This is a genomic window from Microvirga sp. 17 mud 1-3 (assembly GCF_003151255.1).
Classification (GTDB): Bacteria; Pseudomonadota; Alphaproteobacteria; order Rhizobiales; family Beijerinckiaceae; genus Microvirga.
Map to the genome: position 1 here is coordinate 1,695,466 of NZ_CP029481.1, position 21,315 is coordinate 1,716,780.

The following is a 21,315-nucleotide window of genomic DNA, read 5'->3' on the forward strand; positions in this document are numbered from 1 at the left end:
CGGGTCGCGAGGTTCCCCGGCCTTCGGGCCGGGGTTCAACAAACAAGCGGTCCCAGGCAAATTTGCTTGGGGCCGTTGTGTCGTCCTAGAGATCCGGGGCCCCAGAGGCCAGATTCTCGGGGATGTATCCGGGGCACTGAGCTCCGGTTCTGTGGTCATCCCGCCGGTCGCGGGGCGGCTGATCCAGCACCCGGATCGCGGATGCTGGATCAGCTGTAGATGAGGAACGAGGTCCAGATGGCCAACACACTGATCGGCCGGAAGCGCATTCGCAAGTTCTTCGGAAAAATCAGAGAAGTGGCGGAGATGCCGAACCTGATCGAGGTTCAGAAGGCATCTTACGACCAGTTCCTGATGGTCGAGGAACCAAAGGGTGGCCGGCCGGAAGAAGGACTGCAATCCGTCTTCAAGTCGGTTTTCCCGATCTCGGACTTCTCGAACACGGCCCTGCTCGAGTTCGTCAAGTACACCTTTGAACCCCCGAAATACGACGTGGACGAGTGCCGCCAGCGCGGCATGACCTTTGCGGCGCCCCTCAAGGTGACGCTGCGCCTCATCGTGTTCGATGTGGACCCGGATACGGCCGCCCGCTCCGTGAAGGACATCAAGGAGCAGGACGTCTACATGGGCGACATGCCCCTGATGACGGATAACGGCACCTTCATCGTCAACGGTACCGAGCGCGTCATCGTCTCCCAGATGCACCGCTCCCCGGGCGTGTTCTTCGACCACGACAAGGGCAAGACCCATTCGTCGGGCAAGCTGCTCTTTGCCGCCCGCATTATCCCGTATCGCGGTTCCTGGCTCGACATCGAGTTCGACGCCAAGGACATCGTCTATGCCCGTATCGACCGTAAGCGTAAGCTTCCGGTCACGTCGCTGCTCTATTCCCTGGGCCTGGACAGCGAAGAAATCCTCAACACCTTCTACAACCGCCTGATCTACAAGCGCGCCAAGGAAGGCTGGACCGTTCCGTTCGACGCGGAGCGCATGAAGGGCTTCAAGGCGAGCGTGGACCTCATCGACGCCAAGACCGGTGAGGTCGTGCTCGAGGCCGGCAAGAAGCTGACGGCCCGTGCCGCCCGCCAGCTCGCCGAGAAGGGCCTCGAGGCCCTGCGTGCGACGGACGAGGACCTTTACGGGCAGTACATTGCCGAGGATCTGGTCAACCCGAGCACGGGCGAGATCTATGCCGAGGCCGGCGAGGAAATCACCGAGAAGCTTCTGAAGGGCCTGGACGAGGCCGGCTTCAACGAGATCCCGGTCCTCGACATCGACCATGTGACGGTCGGTCCCTACATCCGCAACACGCTGGCGGTCGACAAGAACTCCTCCCGCGAGGACGCCCTGTTCGACATCTACCGGGTCATGCGTCCGGGTGAGCCTCCGATCCTCGAGACCGCCGAGGCGATGTTCAACTCGCTCTTCTTCGATCCCGAGCGCTACGACCTCTCGGCCGTGGGCCGCGTGAAGATGAACATGCGCCTGGACCTCGACGCCGAGGACACGGTGCGGACGCTGCGCCGCGAGGATATCCTGGCCGTGACCAAGGCCCTCGTGGACCTGCGCGACGGCAAGGGCGAGATCGACGACATCGATCACCTCGGCAACCGCCGCGTGCGCTCGGTCGGCGAGCTCATGGAGAACCAGTACCGCCTCGGCCTGCTCCGCATGGAGCGCGCAATCAAGGAGCGCATGTCGTCGGTTGATATCGACACCGTCATGCCGCAGGACCTGATCAACGCGAAGCCTGCGGCCGCCGCCGTGCGCGAGTTCTTCGGTTCCTCGCAGCTCTCGCAGTTCATGGACCAGACGAACCCGCTTTCGGAAGTCACCCACAAGCGCCGTCTTTCGGCGCTTGGCCCGGGCGGCCTCACCCGCGAGCGCGCGGGCTTCGAGGTCCGCGACGTGCATCCGACGCATTACGGCCGCATCTGCCCCATCGAGACGCCGGAAGGCCCGAATATCGGCCTCATCAACTCGCTCGCCACCTTCGCGCGGGTGAACAAGTACGGCTTCATCGAGACCCCCTTCCGCCGCGTCCGCGACGGCACGGTGACCGACGAGGTCATCTACCTCTCGGCCATGGAAGAGGCGAAGTACAACGTCGCCCAGGCGAACTCCCTGATCGACGACGCGAACCGTCTGACCGAGGAGCTGGTGATCTGCCGTCGGGCCGGTGACAACATCGTGGTTGCGCCTGACCGTGTCGACCTCATGGAAGTGTCGCCGAAGCAGCTCGTGTCCGTGGCCGCAGCGCTGATCCCGTTCCTTGAGAACGACGACGCGAACCGCGCGCTCATGGGCTCGAACATGCAGCGCCAGGCCGTGCCGCTCGTGCAGGCCGATGCTCCCTTCGTGGGCACCGGCATGGAAGCGGTCGTCGCGCGGGATTCGGGCGCTGCCATCGCGGCTCGCCGCGCCGGCGTCGTCGACCAGGTGGACGCGACCCGTATCGTTATCCGCGCTACCGAGGAGACCGATCCGACCCGTCCTGGCGTCGACATCTATCGCCTGCAGAAGTTCCAGCGATCCAACCAGTCCACCTGCATCACGCAGAAGCCTCTGGTTCGGGCCGGCGACCTCGTCCGCAAGGGTGACATCATCGCCGACGGTCCGTCGACGGAGCTGGGCGAGCTGGCGCTGGGCCGCAACGTCCTCGTCGCCTTCATGCCCTGGAACGGCTACAACTTCGAGGATTCCATTCTGCTCTCCGAGCGGATCGTGAAGGACGACGTCTTCACCTCGATCCACATCGAAGAGTTCGAGGTGATGGCCCGCGATACGAAGCTGGGTCCTGAGGAAATCACGCGCGACATTCCGAACGTGTCGGAAGAGGCGCTGAAGAACCTCGACGAAGCCGGCATCGTGTATATCGGCGCCGAGGTCCATGCGGGCGACATTCTCGTCGGCAAGATCACGCCGAAGGGCGAGAGCCCGATGACGCCGGAAGAGAAGCTTCTGCGCGCCATCTTCGGCGAAAAGGCCTCCGACGTTCGCGACACCTCGCTTCGCGTTCCTCCGGGCGTGACCGGCACGATCGTGGAAGTCCGCGTGTTCAACCGCCACGGCGTCGACAAGGACGAGCGCGCCCAGGCGATCGAGCGCGAGGAGATCGAGCGTCTCGCCAAGGACCGTGACGACGAGCAGGCGATCCTTGACCGCAACACCTATGCGCGTCTGGCCGAGATTCTGATCGGGCAGGGCGGCGTTGCGGGGCCGAAGGGCTACAAGAAGGACACCAAGATCACCCGCGAGATCCTCAACGAGTATCCGCGGTCGCAATGGTGGCAGTTCGCCGTCGACAACGACGCCCGCATGACCGAAATCGAGGCCATGCAGAAGCAGTATGACGAGTCGAAGAAGCGTCTCGAGCAGCGCTTCCTGGACAAGGTCGAGAAGCTGCAGCGGGGCGATGAGCTCCCGCCCGGCGTCATGAAGATGGTCAAGGTCTTCGTGGCCGTGAAGCGCAAGATCCAGCCCGGCGACAAGATGGCCGGCCGTCACGGCAACAAGGGTGTCGTGTCGCGCATCGTCCCGATCGAGGACATGCCGTTCCTTGAGGACGGCACGCATGCGGACATCGTGCTCAACCCGCTCGGCGTGCCGAGCCGCATGAACGTCGGCCAGATCCTCGAGACCCATCTCGGGTGGGCGGCTGCCGGCCTCGGCAAGCAGGTCGCCCAGGCGGTCGACGCCTATATGAAGTCGGGTGAGGCCAAGTCTCTGCGGGAGCAGCTCGTTTCGATCTACGGCAACATGCCCGAGATCGATAACGCCTCCGACGAGGAGCTGGCCGAGCTCGGCCGGAACCTGCGCCGCGGCGTTCCCTTCGCGACCCCGGTCTTCGACGGCGCGAAGGAGGCGGACATCGAGGCGATGCTCGAGAAGGCCGGCCTGAATCCGTCTGGGCAGGTGACGCTCTACGACGGCAAGACCGGCGAGCCGTTCGACCGCAGGGTGACGGTGGGCTACATCTACATGCTGAAGCTTCACCACCTCGTGGACGACAAGATCCACGCCCGCTCCATCGGCCCCTACAGCCTCGTTACCCAGCAGCCGCTGGGCGGCAAGGCCCAGTTCGGCGGTCAGCGCTTCGGCGAAATGGAGGTGTGGGCGCTCGAGGCTTACGGCGCGGCCTACACCCTTCAGGAAATGCTCACGGTCAAGTCGGACGACGTGGCCGGCCGCACCAAGGTCTATGAGGCCATCGTGCGTGGCGACGACACCTTCGAGTCGGGCATTCCGGAGAGCTTTAACGTTCTCGTGAAGGAAATGCGGTCGCTCGGTCTGAACGTGGAGCTCACGAACTCCAAGAAGGCCGCCAACGAGCCGGAGCAACTGCCTCCGTCTGAAGCGGCTGAGTAATTTTTACGTCGTCATCCCCGGGCCTCGCCAGGGGATCTCGATCCGAAAGGGTGAGCCCTTTCAGACCAAGATGACCGGCCGAGCCGGTCATGACGCCTTCGAGGTTTTAGGAGACGGCGATGAATCAAGAGGTCATGAATCTTTTCAACCAAACGGCGCAGCCGCAGAGCTTCGATCAGATCAAGATCTCGATCGCGAGCCCTGAGAAGATTCTGTCCTGGTCATACGGCGAGATCAAGAAGCCGGAGACCATCAACTACCGCACGTTCAAGCCGGAGCGCGACGGCTTGTTCTGCGCGCGCATCTTCGGCCCGATCAAGGACTACGAGTGCTTGTGCGGCAAGTACAAGCGCATGAAGTACAAGGGCGTGATCTGCGAGAAGTGCGGCGTCGAGGTGACTCTCGCCCGCGTTCGGCGCGACCGCATGGGTCACATCGAGCTCGCCGCTCCCGTGGCGCATATCTGGTTCCTCAAGTCCCTGCCGAGCCGCATCGGTCTGCTGCTCGACATGACCCTGAAGGATCTGGAGCGGATTCTCTATTTCGAATCCTACATCGTCGTCGATGCCGGCCTGACCCCCCTGAAGGACCGCCAGCTTCTGACCGAGGAGGAGTACCTCCGCGCTCAGGACGAGTATGGCGAGGATTCCTTCACGGCCATGATCGGCGCGGAAGCCATCCGCCGCATCCTCCAGGAACTCGACCTGGAGAAGATCGCGATCGACATCCGCGAGGAGATTGCGGTCACCACGTCGGAGCTGAAGCCGAAGAAGCTGATGAAGCGCCTCAAGATCATCGAGGCGTTCCTCCAGTCCGGCAATAAGCCCGAATGGATGATCCTGACGGTTGTTCCGGTGATCCCGCCGGATCTGCGTCCGCTCGTTCCGCTCGATGGCGGCCGCTTCGCGACGTCGGACCTGAACGATCTCTATCGCCGCGTCATCAACCGTAACAACCGCCTGAAGCGCCTCATGGAGCTGCGTGCGCCGGACATCATCGTCCGCAACGAGAAGCGCATGCTCCAGGAGGCCGTCGACGCCCTGTTCGACAACGGCCGTCGTGGCCGCGTCATCACGGGTGCCAACAAGCGTCCGCTCAAGTCCCTCGCCGACATGCTCAAGGGCAAGCAGGGCCGGTTCCGCCAGAACCTGCTCGGCAAGCGCGTGGACTATTCGGGCCGCTCGGTCATCGTGGTCGGTCCGGAGCTGAAGCTCCATCAGTGCGGCCTGCCCAAGAAGATGGCGCTCGAGCTCTTCAAGCCGTTCATCTACGCCAAGCTCGACGCTCGCGGCCTCTCGGCCACCGTCAAACAGGCGAAGAAGCTTGTCGAGAAGGAAAAGCCCGAGGTCTGGGACATCCTGGACGAGGTCATCCGCGAGCACCCGGTTCTCCTGAACCGCGCTCCGACCCTGCACCGTCTCGGCATCCAGGCCTTCGAACCCACCCTGATCGAGGGCAAGGCGATCCAGCTGCACCCGCTCGTCTGCGCCGCGTTCAACGCGGACTTCGACGGCGACCAGATGGCTGTCCACGTGCCGCTCTCGCTCGAGGCGCAGCTCGAAGCCCGCGTGCTGATGATGTCCACGAACAACATCCTGCACCCGGCCAACGGCCAGCCGATCATCGTGCCGTCGCAGGACATCGTTCTGGGCCTGTACTACCTCTCGATCGTCTCCGACGGCGAGCCCGGCCAGGGCAAGGCCTTTGCGGATATGGGCGAGATCGAGCACGCCCTGCACGAGAAGGTCATCACGCTCCACTCGAAGATCCGCTACCGCTGGGAGGGGATTGGCGAGAATGGCGAGCCGGTCAGCAAGATCTATGAAACGACCGCCGGTCGCGTCATGCTCTCGCGCGTTCTGCCGAAGCATCCCAACCTGCCCTTCGACGTCGTGAACAAGCTCATGACGAAGAAGGAAATCTCCAACATGATCGATGCCGTGTACCGGCACTGCGGTCAGAAGGAGTCGGTGATCTTCTGCGATCGCATCATGGCCCTCGGGTTCTACAACGCGTTCAAGGCCGGCATTTCGTTCGGCAAGGACGACATGGTGATCCCGGAGAACAAGTGGCAGATCGTCGAGGAGACCCGTGCCCTCGCAAAGGACTACGAGCAGCAGTACCAGGACGGCCTCATCACCCAGGGTGAGAAGTACAACAAGGTCGTCGATGCCTGGGCGAAATGCTCGGATCGCCTTGCTGGCGAGATGATGGCGCGTATCTCGGCCGTGCAGAAGGACGACAACGGCCGCGATAAGCCGGTGAACTCCATCTACATGATGTCGCATTCCGGTGCCCGTGGTTCGCCGGCCCAGATGAAGCAGCTCGCGGCTATGCGCGGCCTCATGGCCAAGCCGTCGGGCGAGATCATCGAGACGCCGATTATCTCGAACTTCAAGGAAGGCCTGGACGTGCTCGAGTACTTCAACTCGACCCACGGTGCCCGTAAGGGCCTGGCCGACACTGCGCTCAAGACTGCGAACTCGGGTTACCTGACCCGCCGTCTCGTGGATGTGGCGCAGGACGCGGTCATCCGCGAGACCGATTGCGGCACCGAGCGCGGCATCCGCATGCGGGCCATCATCGATGCCGGCCAGGTGGTCGCATCGCTGGCCTCCCGCATCCTGGGCCGCTCGACGGCCGAGGATCTGGTGGCTGCCGACGGCTCCATCATCGTTCCGAAGGGGACGATGATCGAGGAGGCGCATCTGGAGGCCATCGGCGCTGCCGGCATCCAGGAGGTAAAGATCCGTTCCGTGCTCGTCTGCGAGTCGAAGAACGGCGTCTGCGCCACCTGCTACGGTCGCGACCTGGCCCGCGGTACGCCGGTCAACCACGGCGAGGCTGTCGGCGTCATCGCGGCACAGTCCATCGGCGAGCCGGGCACTCAGCTCACCATGCGCACCTTCCACATCGGCGGTGCGGCCCAGATTGCCGACTCGTCCTTCATCGAGTCGAGCTTCGAGGGCACGATCGGCTTCCGCAACAAGAACATTGCGCGGAACTCGGACGGCGACCTGGTGGTCATGGGCCGCAACGTGTCCGTCGTCATCTATGGGGCGGACGGCAGCGAGCGGGCAGCCCATCGCCTGCAATACGGCTCCCGCCTGAAGGTGGACGAGGGCGACACGATCAAGCGCGGCCAGCGCATCGCCGAATGGGATCCCTATACCCGCCCGATCCTCACCGAGATCGAGGGCGTGGTGGGCTATGAGGACCTCGTCGACGGCGGCTCGATGATCGAGACCATGGACGAGTCCACCGGCATCGCGAAGCGCGTCGTCATCGACTGGCGCGGCTCGCCGCGCACGGCGGACCTGCGTCCGGCGGTCATCATCGAGGGCAAGGGCGGCAAGGTTGCCAAGCTGCCGCGTGGCGGCGACGCCCGCTACCTGCTCCCGGTCGACGCGATCCTCGCGATGGATCCGGGCTCGAAGGTCAAGGCCGGCGACGTGCTCGCCCGTGTCTCGACCGAGAGCGCCAAGACCCGCGACATCACCGGCGGTCTGCCGCGCGTGGCGGAGCTGTTCGAGGCCCGTCGTCCGAAGGATGCGGCCATCATTGCGGAGAAGTCCGGTACGATTCAGTTCGGCCGCGACTACAAGAACAAGCGTCGCCTGACGCTGACCCCGCACGATGGCTCCGAGCCGGTGGAATACTTGATCCCCAAGGGCAAGCACATCCACCTGCAGGATGGGGACGTGGTGGAACTCGGCGACTTCATCGTCGACGGAAACCCGGCTCCGCACGACATCCTGGCCATTAAGGGCGTCGAGGAGCTGGCGGCTTATCTCGTCAACGAGATCCAGGAGGTCTATCGCCTCCAGGGCGTGCTCATCAACGATAAGCACATCGAGGTAATCGTTCGTCAGATGCTGCAGAAGGTCGAAATCACCGACAGCGGGGATTCCGACTTCCTCACGGGTGAGCAGGTCGATCGTCTGGAACTCGAGGAGGCCAACGAGCGCCTCGAGGCCGAGAAGAAGAAGCCCGCCGCCGGCGTGCCGGTTCTGCTCGGCATTACCAAGGCTTCGCTCCAGACCCGCTCCTTCATCTCGGCGGCGTCCTTCCAGGAGACCACCCGCGTCCTCACGGAGGCGGCGGTCAATGGCAAGGTCGATACCCTCGAGGGCCTCAAGGAGAACGTGATCGTCGGCAGCCTCATTCCGGCCGGCACGGGCGCCCTGAACGCCCAGGTCAAGGCCGTCGCCCAGCACCGGGACGAGCTCATCCTTCAGCAGAAGCGAGCCGAATCCCAAGCTGCGGTCAACGAGTTGCCGCCCGCTGCCGAATAGGGCAGGCGGATTCGAGAATCGGGAGCCGCCTACGGGCGGCTCTCATCGTTTAGGCCAGGACAGGACTGCAGTCCTGAAGGGCTGCACCTACGGGTTGAATTTACCCGGTGGAGAGTCCAACTTCCGCGAGGGAAGCCTGGTCAGCCGGCGAAATCGGGAAAAGAGTTGACTTTTTCCGACTCGGACGCTAGAGAGACCGAACTTTCCGGCAGGCCGTAGATCTTGACTGTCAGGGCGACACGCTCCGACCCAATCGATCTAAACGCTGCCGAGTTCAACCTTGACTGACAAACGTCAGATTTGGGGCACGATCGCGGCCTAGCCGTGGTCCTCTGCAATTGCACCGCGCCAAGGGCTCAAAGCCGCCTATGGCGCGGCTTCGTTTTGTGCAAGCCATTGGCTTGTGGGGCGTTGCGTCGCAGCGTCCACCTGTTGAAGACACGCAAAGCCACCGGGTGGTGGTGGGTGAAAGAGGGCAGAGAATGCCAACGATCAGTCAGCTGATCCGCAAGCCGCGGACGGCGCAAAAGAGCCGGAATAAGGTTCCCGCGCTTGAGGCCTGCCCGCAAAAGCGGGGCGTGTGCACGCGCGTTTACACGACGACCCCGAAGAAGCCGAACTCGGCTCTCCGTAAGGTCGCCAAGGTTCGCCTTACCAATGGCTATGAAGTCATCGGTTATATCCCGGGCGAGGGGCACAACCTTCAGGAGCACTCCGTGGTCATGATCCGCGGCGGCCGCGTGAAGGACCTCCCGGGTGTTCGCTATCACATCCTCCGCGGTGTCCTCGACACCCAGGGCGTGAAGAATCGTAAGCAGCGTCGTTCGAAGTACGGCGCGAAGCGGCCCAAGTAAGCCGTCCAACTGTTATTGAGGTCGGAGCTAGCTCATGTCCCGCCGCCACAGCGCCGAAAAGCGTGAGATCATCCCGGATCCGAAGTTCGGGGACGTGGTCGTCACGAAGTTCATGAATTCCATCATGTACGACGGCAAGAAGTCCGCCGCCGAAAGCATCGTCTACGGTGCGTTCGACATCATCGAGAGCCGCACGAAGTCGAACCCCCTCGAGGTGTTCAAGCAGGCGCTCGACAATGTTTCCCCGGCCATCGAGGTGCGTTCCCGCCGTGTCGGCGGCGCCACCTATCAGGTGCCGGTCGAGGTCCGCTCGGAGCGCCGTCAGGCGCTTGCGATCCGCTGGATCATCCAGGCCGCTCGCGGCCGTAACGACAAGACCATGGTCGACCGTCTGTCCGCCGAGTTGCTCGATGCGTCGAACAACCGCGGCAACGCAGTGAAGAAGCGCGAAGACACGCACCGGATGGCCGAGGCCAACCGCGCCTTCTCGCACTATCGCTGGTAACGGTTGGACCTTGAGGAGCTTCAGCGATGCCCCGCACGCATGCAATTGAGGACTACCGTAACTTCGGCATCATGGCCCACATCGATGCCGGCAAGACGACCACGACCGAGCGTATCCTTTACTACACCGGTAAGTCGCACAAGATCGGTGAGACCCATGAAGGCTCTGCCACCATGGATTGGATGGAGCAGGAGCAAGAGCGTGGCATCACGATCACGTCCGCTGCCACCACCTGCTTCTGGAATGGCAAGCGCCTGAACATCATCGACACTCCCGGCCACGTGGACTTCACCATCGAGGTCGAGCGGTCGCTGCGTGTTCTCGACGGTGCTGTGTGCGTTCTCGACGGCAACCAGGGTGTCGAGCCTCAGACCGAGACCGTCTGGCGTCAGGCTGACAAGTACGACGTTCCGCGCGTCGTGTTCGTCAACAAGATGGACAAGACGGGCGCGAACTTCTTTAAGTGCGTCGAGGACATCGTGAAGCGCGTGGCCGGCAAGCCGGTCTGCCTCCAGCTGCCGATCGGCGCGGAGAGCGACTTCCAGGGCGTGATCGACCTCATCAAGATGAAGGCTCTGATCTGGTCCGGCGAGTCGCTCGGCGCGAAGTTCGACGAAGTCGAGATCCCGGCTGACCTGCAGGACCAGGCTGTCGAGTATCGCGGCAAGCTCGTTGAGGCTGCGGTCGAGATGGACGACGACGCGATGGTCGCGTACCTCGAGGGCCAGGAGCCCGACGAGGCGACCCTGCGCCGCCTGATCCGCACGGCCGTCCAGCGTCGCGCGTTCCATCCCGTGCTCTGCGGTTCGGCGTTCAAGAACAAGGGCGTTCAGCCGCTTCTCGACGCGGTCGTCGACTTCCTGCCGTCCCCGGCCGATCGTGAGGCGATCCAGGGCATCGACTTCAAGACCGAGGAAGAGATCATCCGCCGTCCGACGGACGACGAAGCCTTCTCCATGCTCGCCTTCAAGATCATGGACGACCCCTTCGTCGGCACCATCACCTTCTGCCGCGTCTATTCAGGCAAGGTCACCGCCGGTGAGACTCTCCTGAACTCGACTCGCGACAAGAAGGAGCGCGTCGGTCGCATGCTGCTCATGCATGCGAACAACCGTGAGGACGTTAAGGAAGCCTATGCGGGCGACATCGTCGCTCTCGCGGGCCTTAAGGATACCCGCACCGGCGACACCCTCTGCGACCCGGCCAAGGCCGTGATCCTCGAGAAGATGGAGTTCCCTGAGCCCGTCATCGAGATCGCCATCGAGCCGAAGTCGAAGGGCGACCAGGAGAAGCTGGGCCTCGCTCTCGCGAAGCTTGCGGCTGAGGACCCGTCCTTCCGCGTCTCGACGGATCAGGAATCCGGCCAGACCATCCTGAAGGGCATGGGCGAGCTGCACCTGGACATTAAGGTCGACATCCTGCGCCGTACCTACAAGGTCGACGCGAATGTGGGCGCTCCGCAGGTGGCCTATCGCGAGACGATGACCAAGAAGACCGAGGTGGACTACACCCACAAGAAGCAGACCGGCGGCACGGGCCAGTTCGCCCGCGTGAAGCTCGTCGTTCAGCCGAACGAGACGGGTGCCGGTTTCGCCTTCGAGTCGAAGATCGTCGGTGGTGCGGTTCCGAAGGAATACATCCCGGGCGTCGAAAAGGGCCTTCAGTCCGTCATCGGTGCCGGCGTCGTCGCCGGCTTCCCGGTGGTCGACATCAAGGTCGAGCTGATCGACGGCGCGTTCCACGAAGTCGACTCGTCGGCCCTGGCCTTCGAAATCGCCTCCCGTGCGGCTCTCCGCGAGGCCCTGCAAAAGGGCGCCTCGGTGCTGCTCGAGCCGGTGATGAAGGTCGAGGTCACCACGCCTGAGGATTACACCGGTTCCGTGATCGGTGACCTGAACTCCCGGCGTGGCCAGATCCAGGGCCAGGACATGCGCGGCAATGCCGTGGTCATCAACGCGATGGTCCCGCTCGCCAACATGTTCGGCTACGTCAACACCCTGCGCGGCATGAGCCAGGGGCGTGCGAGCTACACCATGCAGTTCGACCACTATGAACAGGTGCCGTCGAACGTGGCTGCCGAGGTTCAGGCGAAGTACGCCTGAACCCATTGAACAATAACTGACGATTTAAGGAACGGGTGCCACGATGGCGAAGGAAAAGTTTGAGCGGACGAAGCCGCACTGCAACATTGGGACGATTGGGCACGTTGACCACGGCAAGACGTCTCTGACGGCGGCGATCACGAAGGTTCTTGCCGAGGCTGGCGGGGCGACGTTTACGGCCTACGACCAGATCGACAAGGCTCCGGAAGAGAAGGCGCGCGGGATCACGATCTCGACGTCTCACGTGGAATACGAGACGGCCAACCGTCACTATGCGCACGTGGACTGCCCCGGCCACGCCGACTACGTGAAGAACATGATCACGGGTGCGGCGCAGATGGACGGCGCGATTCTGGTGGTGTCGTCGGCCGACGGCCCGATGCCGCAGACCCGCGAGCACATCCTGCTCGCCCGCCAGGTCGGCGTTCCGGCGCTGGTGGTGTTCATGAACAAGGTCGACATGGTCGACGATCCGGAGCTTCTCGAGCTGGTCGAGCTTGAGGTGCGCGAGCTTCTGTCGAAGTACGACTTCCCGGGCGACGACATTCCGATCGTCAAGGGTTCGGCTTTGTGCGCGCTGGAAGACCGTTCGCCTGAGATCGGCCGCGATGCGGTTCTCAAGCTGATGGCCGAGGTTGACCGCTACATTCCGCAGCCGGAGCGTCCGATTGACCAGCCGTTCCTGATGCCGATCGAAGACGTGTTCTCGATCTCGGGTCGCGGCACGGTGGTGACGGGCCGCGTTGAGCGCGGGATCGTCAAGGTCGGCGAGGAAGTCGAGATCGTTGGCCTGAAGGCGACGGTGAAGACGACCGTGACGGGCGTTGAGATGTTCCGCAAGCTGCTCGACCAGGGTCAGGCGGGCGACAACGTGGGCGTTCTTCTGCGCGGCACGAAGCGCGAGGACGTGGAGCGCGGCCAGGTGCTGTGCAAGCCCGGCTCGATCAAGCCGCACACGAAGTTCAAGGCCGAGGCCTACATCCTGACGAAGGAAGAGGGTGGCCGTCATACGCCGTTCTTCACGAACTACCGTCCGCAGTTCTACTTCCGGACGACGGACGTGACGGGCGTGGTGAAGCTGCCTGAGGGCACCGAGATGGTGATGCCGGGCGACAACATCGCCATGGAGGTCGAGCTGATTGCGCCGATCGCCATGGAGGAGAAGCTGCGCTTTGCGATCCGTGAAGGCGGCCGCACCGTCGGTGCCGGCGTCGTCGCTCAGGTCATGGATTAATTTAGAGGATCAAAGGAGCGGGCCGGTTTAGGCCGGTCCTCTCCCTTGTAGAGGTCAACCCATGAACGGTCAGAACATCCGTATTCGCCTTAAGGCGTTCGACCATCGGATCCTCGACGCTTCGACACGCGAAATCGTGTCGACCGCGAAGCGGACCGGCGCTCAGGTGCGCGGGCCCATCCCGCTGCCGACGCGCATTGAGCGCTTTACGGTGCTTCGCTCGCCGCACATCGACAAGAAGTCGCGCGAGCAGTTCGAGATGCGCACTCACAAGCGTGTTCTCGATATCGTGGACCCCACTCCCCAGACGGTGGACGCGCTGATGAAGCTCGACCTCGCCGCGGGCGTGGACGTGGAGATCAAGCTCTAAGCCGTTTGGCTTGGAGCTTTCGGTAGGACACGCCGAGAGGATACGCACATGCGCTCAGGCGTCATTGCACAGAAGGTCGGGATGACACGCGTCTTCACGGATGCGGGTGAGCATGTCCCGGTGACGGTTTTGAAGGTCGACCAGTGTCAAGTGGTCGCCCATCGGACCATGGATAAGAACGGCTACACCGCGCTGCAGGTCGGCGTCGGCAAGGCCAAGGTGAAGAACGTTTCGAAGGCTGAGCGCGGACGGTTCTCCGTCGCCAAGGTCGAGCCGAAGCGCAAGCTCGCGGAGTTCCGCGTCTCCGAGGATGCTCTCATCCCGGTCGGCGCCGAGATCACCGCCGACCACTTCGTCGCCGGTCAGTTCGTGGATGTCACGGGCACGACGACGGGTAAGGGCTTCGCGGGCGGCATGAAGCGCTGGAACTTCGGCGGTCTGCGCGCCACTCACGGCGTGTCGATCTCCCACCGTTCGATCGGTTCGACCGGTGGCCGCCAGGATCCGGGTCGGACGTTCAAGAACAAGAAGATGCCCGGTCACCTCGGTGTCGAGCGCGTGACCACGCAGAACCTGCGTGTCGTCTCGACCGATCCCGAGCGCGGTCTGATCCTTGTCGAAGGCGCCGTTCCCGGCGTTGCCGGCGGCTGGATCTTCATCCGCGACGCGGTGAAGCGGAAGCTGCCGAACGACGTGCCGATGCCCGGCAAGTTCCGTGCGGCGAACGACGCCGCGCCGGCCGCTCAGGCTGACCAGGCCCAAGAGGAGAATGCGTGATGAAACTCGACGTCACCACGCTCGATGGCAAAAAGGCCGGCTCGGTCGATCTGGACGAGGCCATCTTCGGTCTCGATCCGCGCGCCGATCTTCTCGCCCGTTGCGTCCGTTGGCAGCTTGCAAAGCGCCAGGCCGGCACGCACGCCGTGAAGAACCGTTCGGACATCGATCGCACGACCAAGAAGGTCTATAAGCAGAAGGGCACCGGTAACGCCCGCCACGGCGCCGCAAGCGCTCCCCAGTTCCGGGGCGGCGGTCGCGCCTTCGGCCCGCAGGTCCGCGGCCATGCGCACGACCTGCCCAAGAAGGTTCGTGCTCTTGCTCTGAAGCATGCGCTCTCGACCAAGGCCAAGGACGCTTCGCTCATCGTCGTCGATGACGTGCAGCTGTCCGAGGCCAAGACGAAGGCTCTGGTGGAGCGGTTCGGCAAGCTCGGGCTCGCGAACGCCCTGATCATCGGCGGTGCCGAGATCGAGGCGAACTTCCAGCGGGCTGCGCGCAACATCCCGAACATCGACGTCCTGCCGGTGCAGGGCATCAACGTCTATGACATTCTCCGTCGCGAGAAGCTCGTTCTCACGAAGGCGGCTGTCGATGCGCTGGAGGCGCGCTTCAAATGAGCCTGGACCCGCGCCATTACGATGTGATCGTAAGCCCGGTCATCACCGAGAAGGCCACGACCCTGTCCGATCAGAACAAGGTCGTCTTCAAGGTGAAGCCGGATGCGACGAAGCCGCAGATCAAGGAAGCGGTTGAGAAGCTGTTCGATGTCAAGGTGAAGAGCGTCAACACGCTCGTCACCAAGGGCAAGGTGAAGATGTTCCGCGGCACCCGCGGCCAGCGGTCGGACGTGAAGAAGGCGGTTGTGACCCTCGAAGAGGGCCAAACCATCGACGTCACGACGGGCCTCTGATCGGACGAGAGAGTGATCCGATGGCTTTGAAGACCTTCAAACCAATCACCCCCGGCCTGCGCCAGCTGGTGATCGTGGACCGCAGCGAGCTCTATAAGGGCAAGCCGGTCAAGACGCTGACGGAGGGCAAGTCGTCCTCCGGCGGCCGCAACAATCTGGGTCGTGTGACCGTCCGCTTCCGTGGCGGTGGACACAAGCGGACCCTGCGCAATGTCGACTTCAAGCGCCGCGGGCGCATGGGTGACGTGGCGACCGTGGAGCGGATTGAGTACGATCCGAACCGCACCGCCTTCATCGCCCTGATCCGCTACGCCGACGGCGAGCTGTCCTACATCCTGGCCCCGCAGCGTCTGGCTGTCGGCGATCAGGTGTCGGCTGGCGAGCAGGTCGACATTAAGCCGGGCAACGCGATGCCGATCGGCAACATGCCGGTTGGAACGATCATCCACAACATCGAGCTGAAGATCGGCCGCGGTGGCGCCATTGCCCGCTCCGCTGGCACCTATGCTCAGATCGTGGGTCGCGACCAGGGCTACGTGACGGTTCGCCTCAATTCGGGCGAGCAGCGCATGGTCCATGGCCTCTGCTTCGCCAGCGTCGGCGCCGTGTCCAACCCCGACCACATGAACACCTCGGTCGGTAAGGCGGGTCGGAATCGTTGGCTGGGCAAGCGCCCGCATAACCGCGGTGTCTCCATGAACCCGATCGACCACCCGCACGGTGGTGGTGAGGGTCGCACCTCGGGCGGCCGCCATCCGGTGACGCCGTGGGGCATTCCGACCAAGGGCAAGAAAACCCGTTCGAACAAGCGGACCGATAAGTTCATCGTGTCGAGCCGCCACGCACGGAAGAAGTAAGGACAGAGGCACGTCATGGCACGTTCGCTTTGGAAGGGTCCGTTCGTCGACGGCTACCTCCTCAAGAAGGCCGAGGCTGCCCGTGGGTCGGGCCGCAGCGAGGTCATCAAGATCTGGAGCCGCCGCTCCACGATCCTCCCGCAGTTCGTGGGCCTCACTTTCGGGGTCTACAACGGACAGAAGCACATTCCCGTCTACGTGAGCGAGGAAATGGTGGGTCACAAGTTCGGCGAGTTCTCGCCGACCCGCACCTTCCACGGCCACGCGGCGGACAAGAAGGCGAAGAGGAAGTAAGATGGGTAAGGCCGCGACTCCTCGCGCGCTGAGCGACAACGAGGCGCAAGCCGTCGCTCGTATGCTGCGCGTCAGCCCCCAGAAGCTCAATCTTGTTGCGGCCCTTATCCGCGGCAAGAAGGTTTCCACGGCTCTCGCCGATCTCGAGTTCTCGCGTAAGCGGATCGCTCGGGACGTCAGGAAGTGCCTCGAGAGCGCCATCGCCAACGCCGAGAACAACCACAACCTCGATGTGGACGATCTCGTCGTGAGCCAGGCTTTCGTCGGCAAGGCGCTTGTCATGAAGCGCTTCCACGCTCGGGCCCGTGGCCGGGGCGCCCGTATCATGAAGCCGTTCTCGAACCTCACGATCGTGGTTCGGGAAGTCGCCGAACAGGCGTAAAGGAGAACCAGATGGGTCAGAAAGTTAACCCGATTGGTCTTCGGCTCGGCATCAACCGGACCTGGGACTCGCGCTGGTTCGCCGGCAAGGGCGAGTACGCCAAGCTGATGCATGAGGACATCGCCATCCGCGATGCTCTCATGAAGCAGCTCAAGCAGGCCGCCGTTTCGAAGATCGTGATCGAGCGCCCGCACAAGAAGTGCCGCGTCACCATTCACTCGGGCCGTCCGGGCGTGGTGATCGGCAAGAAGGGCGCCGACATTGAGAAGCTGCGCAAGCTCGTGTCCAAGATGACGGACGCGGACGTGGCGATCAACATCGTCGAAGTCCGTAAGCCGGAAGTCGATGCGACCCTGGTCGCCGACTCGATCGCTCAGCAGCTTGAGCGTCGCGTCGCGTTCCGCCGCGCCATGAAGCGCGCCGTTCAGTCGGCGATGCGTCTGGGCGCCGAGGGCATCCGCATCAACTGCTCGGGCCGTCTCGGCGGCGCCGAAATCGCTCGTCTCGAATGGTACCGCGAGGGCCGCGTTCCGCTCCACACCCTGCGTGCGGATGTCGATTACGGAACGTCGACCGCCTTCACGACCTACGGCACGTGCGGCATCAAGGTCTGGATTTTCAAGGGCGAGATCCTTGAACATGACCCGATGGCGCAGGACAAGCGCATGAACGACGAAGGGGGCCGTTCGGGCGGTCGCCGCGAGCAGGCGGCGTAACCGAGAGGCCAGGAGAGGTTTGCCATGTTGCAACCGAAGAAGACGAAATTCCGTAAGCAATTCAAGGGCCGCATCTCCGGCGCTGCGAAGGGCGGTACGGACCTCAACTTCGGCCAGTTCGGCCTGAAGGCGATGGAGCCGGAGCGCGTCAACGCCCGGCAGATCGAGGCGGCTCGCCGTGCGATCACCCGCGCCATGAAGCGCGTGGGCCGCGTGTGGATCCGCGTCTTCCCGGACGTGCCGGTGTCGACCAAGCCGACCGAAGTACGTATGGGTAAGGGTAAGGGCGCTCCCGAGTATTGGGCAGCCCGGGTGAAGCCTGGCCGTATCATGTTCGAGATCGACGGCGTGAACGAGGAGACCGCCCGCGAGGCGCTCCGCCTCGGCGCGGCGAAGCTCCCGATCAAGACGCGCTTCATTCAGCGAATCGCGGAGTAAGGAGGACATCATGAAGTCGAAGCAGAGAGCCTCCGACCTCAAGGCCATGTCGACGGATCAGCTGTCGGACGAACTGCTCAACCTCAAGAAGGAGCAGTTCAACCTTCGGTTCCAGCGCGCGACGGGGCAGCTCGAGAACACCGGACGCGTTCGTGAGGTCCGCAGGGACATCGCCCGCGTCAAGACGCTGCAGCGCCAGAAGCCGGCGCCGGCGAAGGCTTAAGGGGAAACAGGATGCCGAAGCGCGTTTTGCAGGGCGTCGTTGTCAGCGATAAGCAGGACAAGACGGTCGTCGTGAAGGTGGAACGCCGTTTCACGCACCCGGTCATGAAGAAGACCGTGCGTAAGACGAAGAACTACCATGCTCATGACGAGAATAATGCGGCCAAGGTGGGCGATACGGTCTTCATCGAGGAGTCCAAGCCGCTCTCCAAACTCAAGACCTGGGTGCTCGTGGACCAGCCGAAGGCCTAAGGGCAATCGATTGGGACTTGTCTTGCAGGGGCGGTTCGTGTATACGGCCGCCTTTCTCGACATGAAGGGCAGGGGACGTCAGATCCCCATCAGGCGTAGTCCGGGAAGGCAATCGTGCCTTGGCCCGGAAACCTGTCTGAAACAAAGGAAAGGATCAAAGCCATGATCCAGATGCAGACGAATCTTGACGTCGCCGACAATTCGGGCGCGCGTCGCGTGATGTGCATCAAGGTTCTCGGTGGTTCTAAGCGTAAGTATGCTTCCGTTGGCGACATCATCGTCGTCTCGGTCAAAGAAGCCATTCCGCGTGGGCGCGTGAAGAAGGGCGACGTCATGAAGGCGGTCGTCGTTCGCACGGCTAAGGACATCCGTCGCGCCGACGGGTCCGTGATTCGGTTCGACCGGAACGCCGCGGTTCTGATCAACAATCAGAAAGAGCCTGTGGGCACTCGTATCTTCGGCCCGGTTCCGCGTGAACTGCGTGCGAAGAACCACATGAAAATCATTTCGCTGGCGCCGGAGGTGCTCTAATGGCCGCGAAGATCAAGAAGGGCGATAAGGTCGTCGTCCTGACCGGTCGCGACAAGGGCAAGACCGGCGAAGTCGTTCAGGTCATGCCGAAGGAGGAGCGTGCGCTCGTCCGTGGCGTGAACCTGGTGAAGCGTCACCAGCGCCAGACCGCCTCTCAGGAAGGTGGCATCATCACCAAAGAGGCGCCTCTGCATCTGTCGAACCTGGCTTACGCAGACCCGAAGGACGGCAAGCCGACCCGGGTTGGGTTCAAGATTCTCGAGGACGGCCGCAAGGTCCGTATCGCCAAGCGTTCGGGAGAGCTGATCGATGGCTAAGGCACAGGTTGACGGCTACACGCCGCGTCTGCGGCAGCACTACGAGGAAGTAGTGCGTCCGAAGCTCATTGAAGAGTTCGGCTACAAGAACCCGATGGAAGTTCCGAAGATCGAGAAGATCGTTCTGAACATGGGCGTCGGCGAGTCGACGGCCGATTCCAAGAAGGCTACCGTGGCCGCTGGGGATCTTGCGCTCATCGCCGGCCAGAAGCCGGTGATCACGAAGGCCCGTAAGGCGATCTCGCAGTTCAAGGTGCGCGAAGGCATGCCCATCGGCGCGAAGGTGACGCTCCGCAAGGCTCGCATGTACGAGTTCATGGATCGCCTCGTGACCGTGGCTCTTCCCCGCGTTCGCGACTTCCGCGGCCTGAACCCGCGCTCGTTCGACGGCCGCGGCAACTACGCCCTCGGAATCAAGGAGCACCTGGTGTTCCCTGAGATCAACTACGACAAGGTCGAGCAGGTTTGGGGCATGGACATCATCATCGCCACTTCGGCGAAGACGGACGATGAAGCCCGCGCCCTGCTGCGTCACTTCAACTTCCCGTTCCGGCAGTGAGGATCAACGTCCTCAAACGCGGACACTGGAGAAAATCGAATGGCTAAGAAAAGCGCTATTGAGAAGAACAAGCACCGTCGTGCGCTCGTGAAGAAGTTCGCGGGCAAGCGGGCTCGCCTCCTGGCGACCGCTAACGACGAGTCGAAGTCCATGGAGGAGCGCTTCGAAGCGCGCCTCAAGCTCGCTGAGCTGCCCCGCAATGCGAACCCGACCCGCATCCGCAATCGTTGCGAGGTGACGGGCCGTCCGCGGGCTTACTACCGCAAGCTCGGCATGTCCCGTATCGCGCTGCGCGAGCTCGGCTCCAACGGCCTGATTCCGGGCCTCGTGAAGTCCAGCTGGTAAGGGAGGGCATCATATGATCAACGATCCGTTGGGCGATATGCTCACCCGTATCCGTAACGCGCAGATGCGTCGTCGCGGCAACGTTTCCACCCCTGGCTCGAAGCTTCGTGCCCGCGTTCTCGACGTGCTCAAGAGCGAAGGCTACATCCGCGATTATTCGCAGACCGAGTTCGGCAACGGCCGGACGGAGTTCTCCATCGAGCTGAAGTACTACGATGGCCAGCCGGTGATCCGCTCGATCGAGCGCGTCTCCAAGCCGGGCCGCCGCGTCTATGCCTCCGTCGACACCATGCCCCGCGTGGCTGACGGCCTCGGCATCACCATTCTCTCGACGCCCCAAGGCGTGATGGCCGATCACGAGGCCCGTGAGAAGAACGTGGGCGGCGAAGTGCTCTGCAAGGTCTTCTAGGACCCGAGCGGATGCACAGAACCACGGAGATTACAGAATGTCTCGAGTAGGCAAGAAGCCCGTCCAGATCCCGTCCGGCGTGACGGCGACCGTCGACGGTCAGACGGTGAAGGTGAAGGGTTCCAAGGGCGAGCTTTCGTTCCTGGTCCCCGAAGAAGTGTCGGTGGCTCTTGAAGACGGCGCCGTGTCGGTCAATCCGCGCGACGAGTCCAAGATTGCCCGTTCCAAGTGGGGCATGTCCCGGTCCCAGGTTGCGAACCTGGTCGAGGGTGTGTCGAAGGGTTTCGAGAAGCGTCTTGAGATCAACGGCGTCGGCTATCGCGCCGCCGTTGCTGGCAAGGTGCTGAAGCTCTCCCTCGGCTACAGCCACGACATCGACTACGAGATCCCGGCCGGTGTCACGATCACGACGCCGAAGCCGACCGAAGTAGTCGTCGCCGGCATCGACAAGCAGAAGGTCGGCCAGACCGCCGCCGAGATCCGCGAGTATCGCGGTCCGGAGCCCTACAAGGGCAAGGGCGTCAAGTATGCCGACGAGTTCATCTTCCGCAAGGAAGGCAAGAAGAAGTAAGGAC

Annotated in this window: 23 protein-coding genes; all 23 read left to right on the top strand. The window is 63.0% G+C overall.

Annotated features, from left to right (window positions below; all coding sequences use genetic code 11):
- The first annotated feature begins 237 nt into the window (after positions 1-237).
- Positions 238-4,368: a DNA-directed RNA polymerase subunit beta gene (gene rpoB / locus C4E04_RS07955; protein ID WP_109596490.1), complete on the top strand. Its 4,131-nt coding sequence runs from the start codon at positions 238-240 to the stop codon at positions 4,366-4,368.
- A 119-nt stretch (positions 4,369-4,487) separates the two neighbouring features.
- Positions 4,488-8,663, top strand: a complete 4,176-nt coding sequence (gene rpoC / locus C4E04_RS07960) for a DNA-directed RNA polymerase subunit beta' (RefSeq protein WP_109596492.1) — start codon at positions 4,488-4,490, stop codon at positions 8,661-8,663.
- A gap of 482 nt (positions 8,664-9,145) precedes the next feature.
- Entirely contained in the window at positions 9,146-9,517 is a 372-nt protein-coding gene (gene rpsL / locus C4E04_RS07965; protein ID WP_109596495.1) for a 30S ribosomal protein S12, read from the top strand.
- A 34-nt stretch (positions 9,518-9,551) separates the two neighbouring features.
- A complete protein-coding gene (gene rpsG, locus C4E04_RS07970) occupies positions 9,552-10,022 on the top strand; it encodes a 30S ribosomal protein S7 (protein WP_109596497.1) in 471 nt (156 codons plus the stop codon).
- A gap of 26 nt (positions 10,023-10,048) precedes the next feature.
- Positions 10,049-12,124, top strand: coding sequence for an elongation factor G (fusA, locus tag C4E04_RS07975; protein WP_109596499.1), 2,076 nt, complete (start codon positions 10,049-10,051; stop codon positions 12,122-12,124).
- Between the two features lie 43 nt (positions 12,125-12,167).
- A complete protein-coding gene (gene tuf, locus C4E04_RS07980) occupies positions 12,168-13,358 on the top strand; it encodes an elongation factor Tu (protein WP_109596476.1) in 1,191 nt (396 codons plus the stop codon).
- Positions 13,359-13,419: 61 nt separating this feature from the next.
- A complete protein-coding gene (gene rpsJ / locus C4E04_RS07985) occupies positions 13,420-13,728 on the top strand; it encodes a 30S ribosomal protein S10 (RefSeq protein ID WP_009764298.1) in 309 nt (102 codons plus the stop codon).
- 48 nt (positions 13,729-13,776) lie between these two features.
- Positions 13,777-14,505 (top strand): 50S ribosomal protein L3, encoded by a 729-nt coding sequence (gene rplC, locus C4E04_RS07990; protein ID WP_109596501.1) that lies wholly within the window; start codon positions 13,777-13,779, stop codon positions 14,503-14,505.
- On the top strand, positions 14,505-15,125 hold the full coding sequence (gene rplD, locus C4E04_RS07995; RefSeq protein ID WP_109596503.1) for a 50S ribosomal protein L4: 621 nt from the start codon (positions 14,505-14,507) through the stop codon (positions 15,123-15,125). The genes rplC and rplD overlap by 1 nt, the downstream gene beginning before the upstream one ends.
- Positions 15,122-15,418, top strand: coding sequence for a 50S ribosomal protein L23 (locus C4E04_RS08000; protein ID WP_109596505.1), 297 nt, complete (start codon positions 15,122-15,124; stop codon positions 15,416-15,418). Before rplD ends, C4E04_RS08000 begins: the two co-directional genes overlap by 4 nt.
- 20 nt (positions 15,419-15,438) lie before the next feature.
- Positions 15,439-16,275: a 50S ribosomal protein L2 gene (gene rplB / locus C4E04_RS08005; RefSeq protein WP_109596507.1), complete on the top strand. Its 837-nt coding sequence runs from the start codon at positions 15,439-15,441 to the stop codon at positions 16,273-16,275.
- Positions 16,276-16,290: 15 nt separating this feature from the next.
- Positions 16,291-16,569: a 30S ribosomal protein S19 gene (gene rpsS, locus C4E04_RS08010; protein WP_109596509.1), complete on the top strand. Its 279-nt coding sequence runs from the start codon at positions 16,291-16,293 to the stop codon at positions 16,567-16,569.
- Between the two features lies 1 nt (position 16,570).
- On the top strand, positions 16,571-16,951 hold the full coding sequence (gene rplV, locus C4E04_RS08015) for a 50S ribosomal protein L22 (RefSeq protein ID WP_109596511.1): 381 nt from the start codon (positions 16,571-16,573) through the stop codon (positions 16,949-16,951).
- An 11-nt stretch (positions 16,952-16,962) separates the two neighbouring features.
- Complete coding sequence (gene rpsC / locus C4E04_RS08020; protein WP_109596513.1) at positions 16,963-17,667, top strand: 30S ribosomal protein S3; 705 nt, start codon at positions 16,963-16,965, stop codon at positions 17,665-17,667.
- Positions 17,668-17,691: 24 nt separating this feature from the next.
- Positions 17,692-18,105, top strand: coding sequence for a 50S ribosomal protein L16 (rplP, locus tag C4E04_RS08025; RefSeq protein ID WP_109596515.1), 414 nt, complete (start codon positions 17,692-17,694; stop codon positions 18,103-18,105).
- Positions 18,106-18,115: 10 nt separating this feature from the next.
- Positions 18,116-18,328 (top strand): 50S ribosomal protein L29, encoded by a 213-nt coding sequence (gene rpmC / locus C4E04_RS08030; RefSeq protein ID WP_109596517.1) that lies wholly within the window; start codon positions 18,116-18,118, stop codon positions 18,326-18,328.
- A gap of 11 nt (positions 18,329-18,339) precedes the next feature.
- Positions 18,340-18,579: a 30S ribosomal protein S17 gene (gene rpsQ / locus C4E04_RS08035; protein ID WP_109596519.1), complete on the top strand. Its 240-nt coding sequence runs from the start codon at positions 18,340-18,342 to the stop codon at positions 18,577-18,579.
- A gap of 162 nt (positions 18,580-18,741) precedes the next feature.
- A complete protein-coding gene (gene rplN, locus C4E04_RS08040) occupies positions 18,742-19,110 on the top strand; it encodes a 50S ribosomal protein L14 (protein WP_009764309.1) in 369 nt (122 codons plus the stop codon).
- Entirely contained in the window at positions 19,110-19,427 is a 318-nt protein-coding gene (gene rplX / locus C4E04_RS08045; protein ID WP_109596521.1) for a 50S ribosomal protein L24, read from the top strand. Before rplN ends, rplX begins: the two co-directional genes overlap by 1 nt.
- Entirely contained in the window at positions 19,420-19,986 is a 567-nt protein-coding gene (gene rplE / locus C4E04_RS08050; protein WP_109596523.1) for a 50S ribosomal protein L5, read from the top strand. The genes rplX and rplE overlap by 8 nt, the downstream gene beginning before the upstream one ends.
- 39 nt (positions 19,987-20,025) lie before the next feature.
- Positions 20,026-20,331: a 30S ribosomal protein S14 gene (rpsN, locus tag C4E04_RS08055; protein WP_109596525.1), complete on the top strand. Its 306-nt coding sequence runs from the start codon at positions 20,026-20,028 to the stop codon at positions 20,329-20,331.
- A 13-nt stretch (positions 20,332-20,344) separates the two neighbouring features.
- The gene (gene rpsH, locus C4E04_RS08060) at positions 20,345-20,740 is read left to right on the top strand and encodes a 30S ribosomal protein S8 (protein ID WP_109596527.1); all 396 of its coding nucleotides are present in this window, start codon (positions 20,345-20,347) and stop codon (positions 20,738-20,740) included.
- A gap of 37 nt (positions 20,741-20,777) precedes the next feature.
- Positions 20,778-21,311 (top strand): 50S ribosomal protein L6, encoded by a 534-nt coding sequence (gene rplF / locus C4E04_RS08065; protein WP_109596529.1) that lies wholly within the window; start codon positions 20,778-20,780, stop codon positions 21,309-21,311.
- The last annotated feature ends 4 nt before the right edge of the window (positions 21,312-21,315 follow it).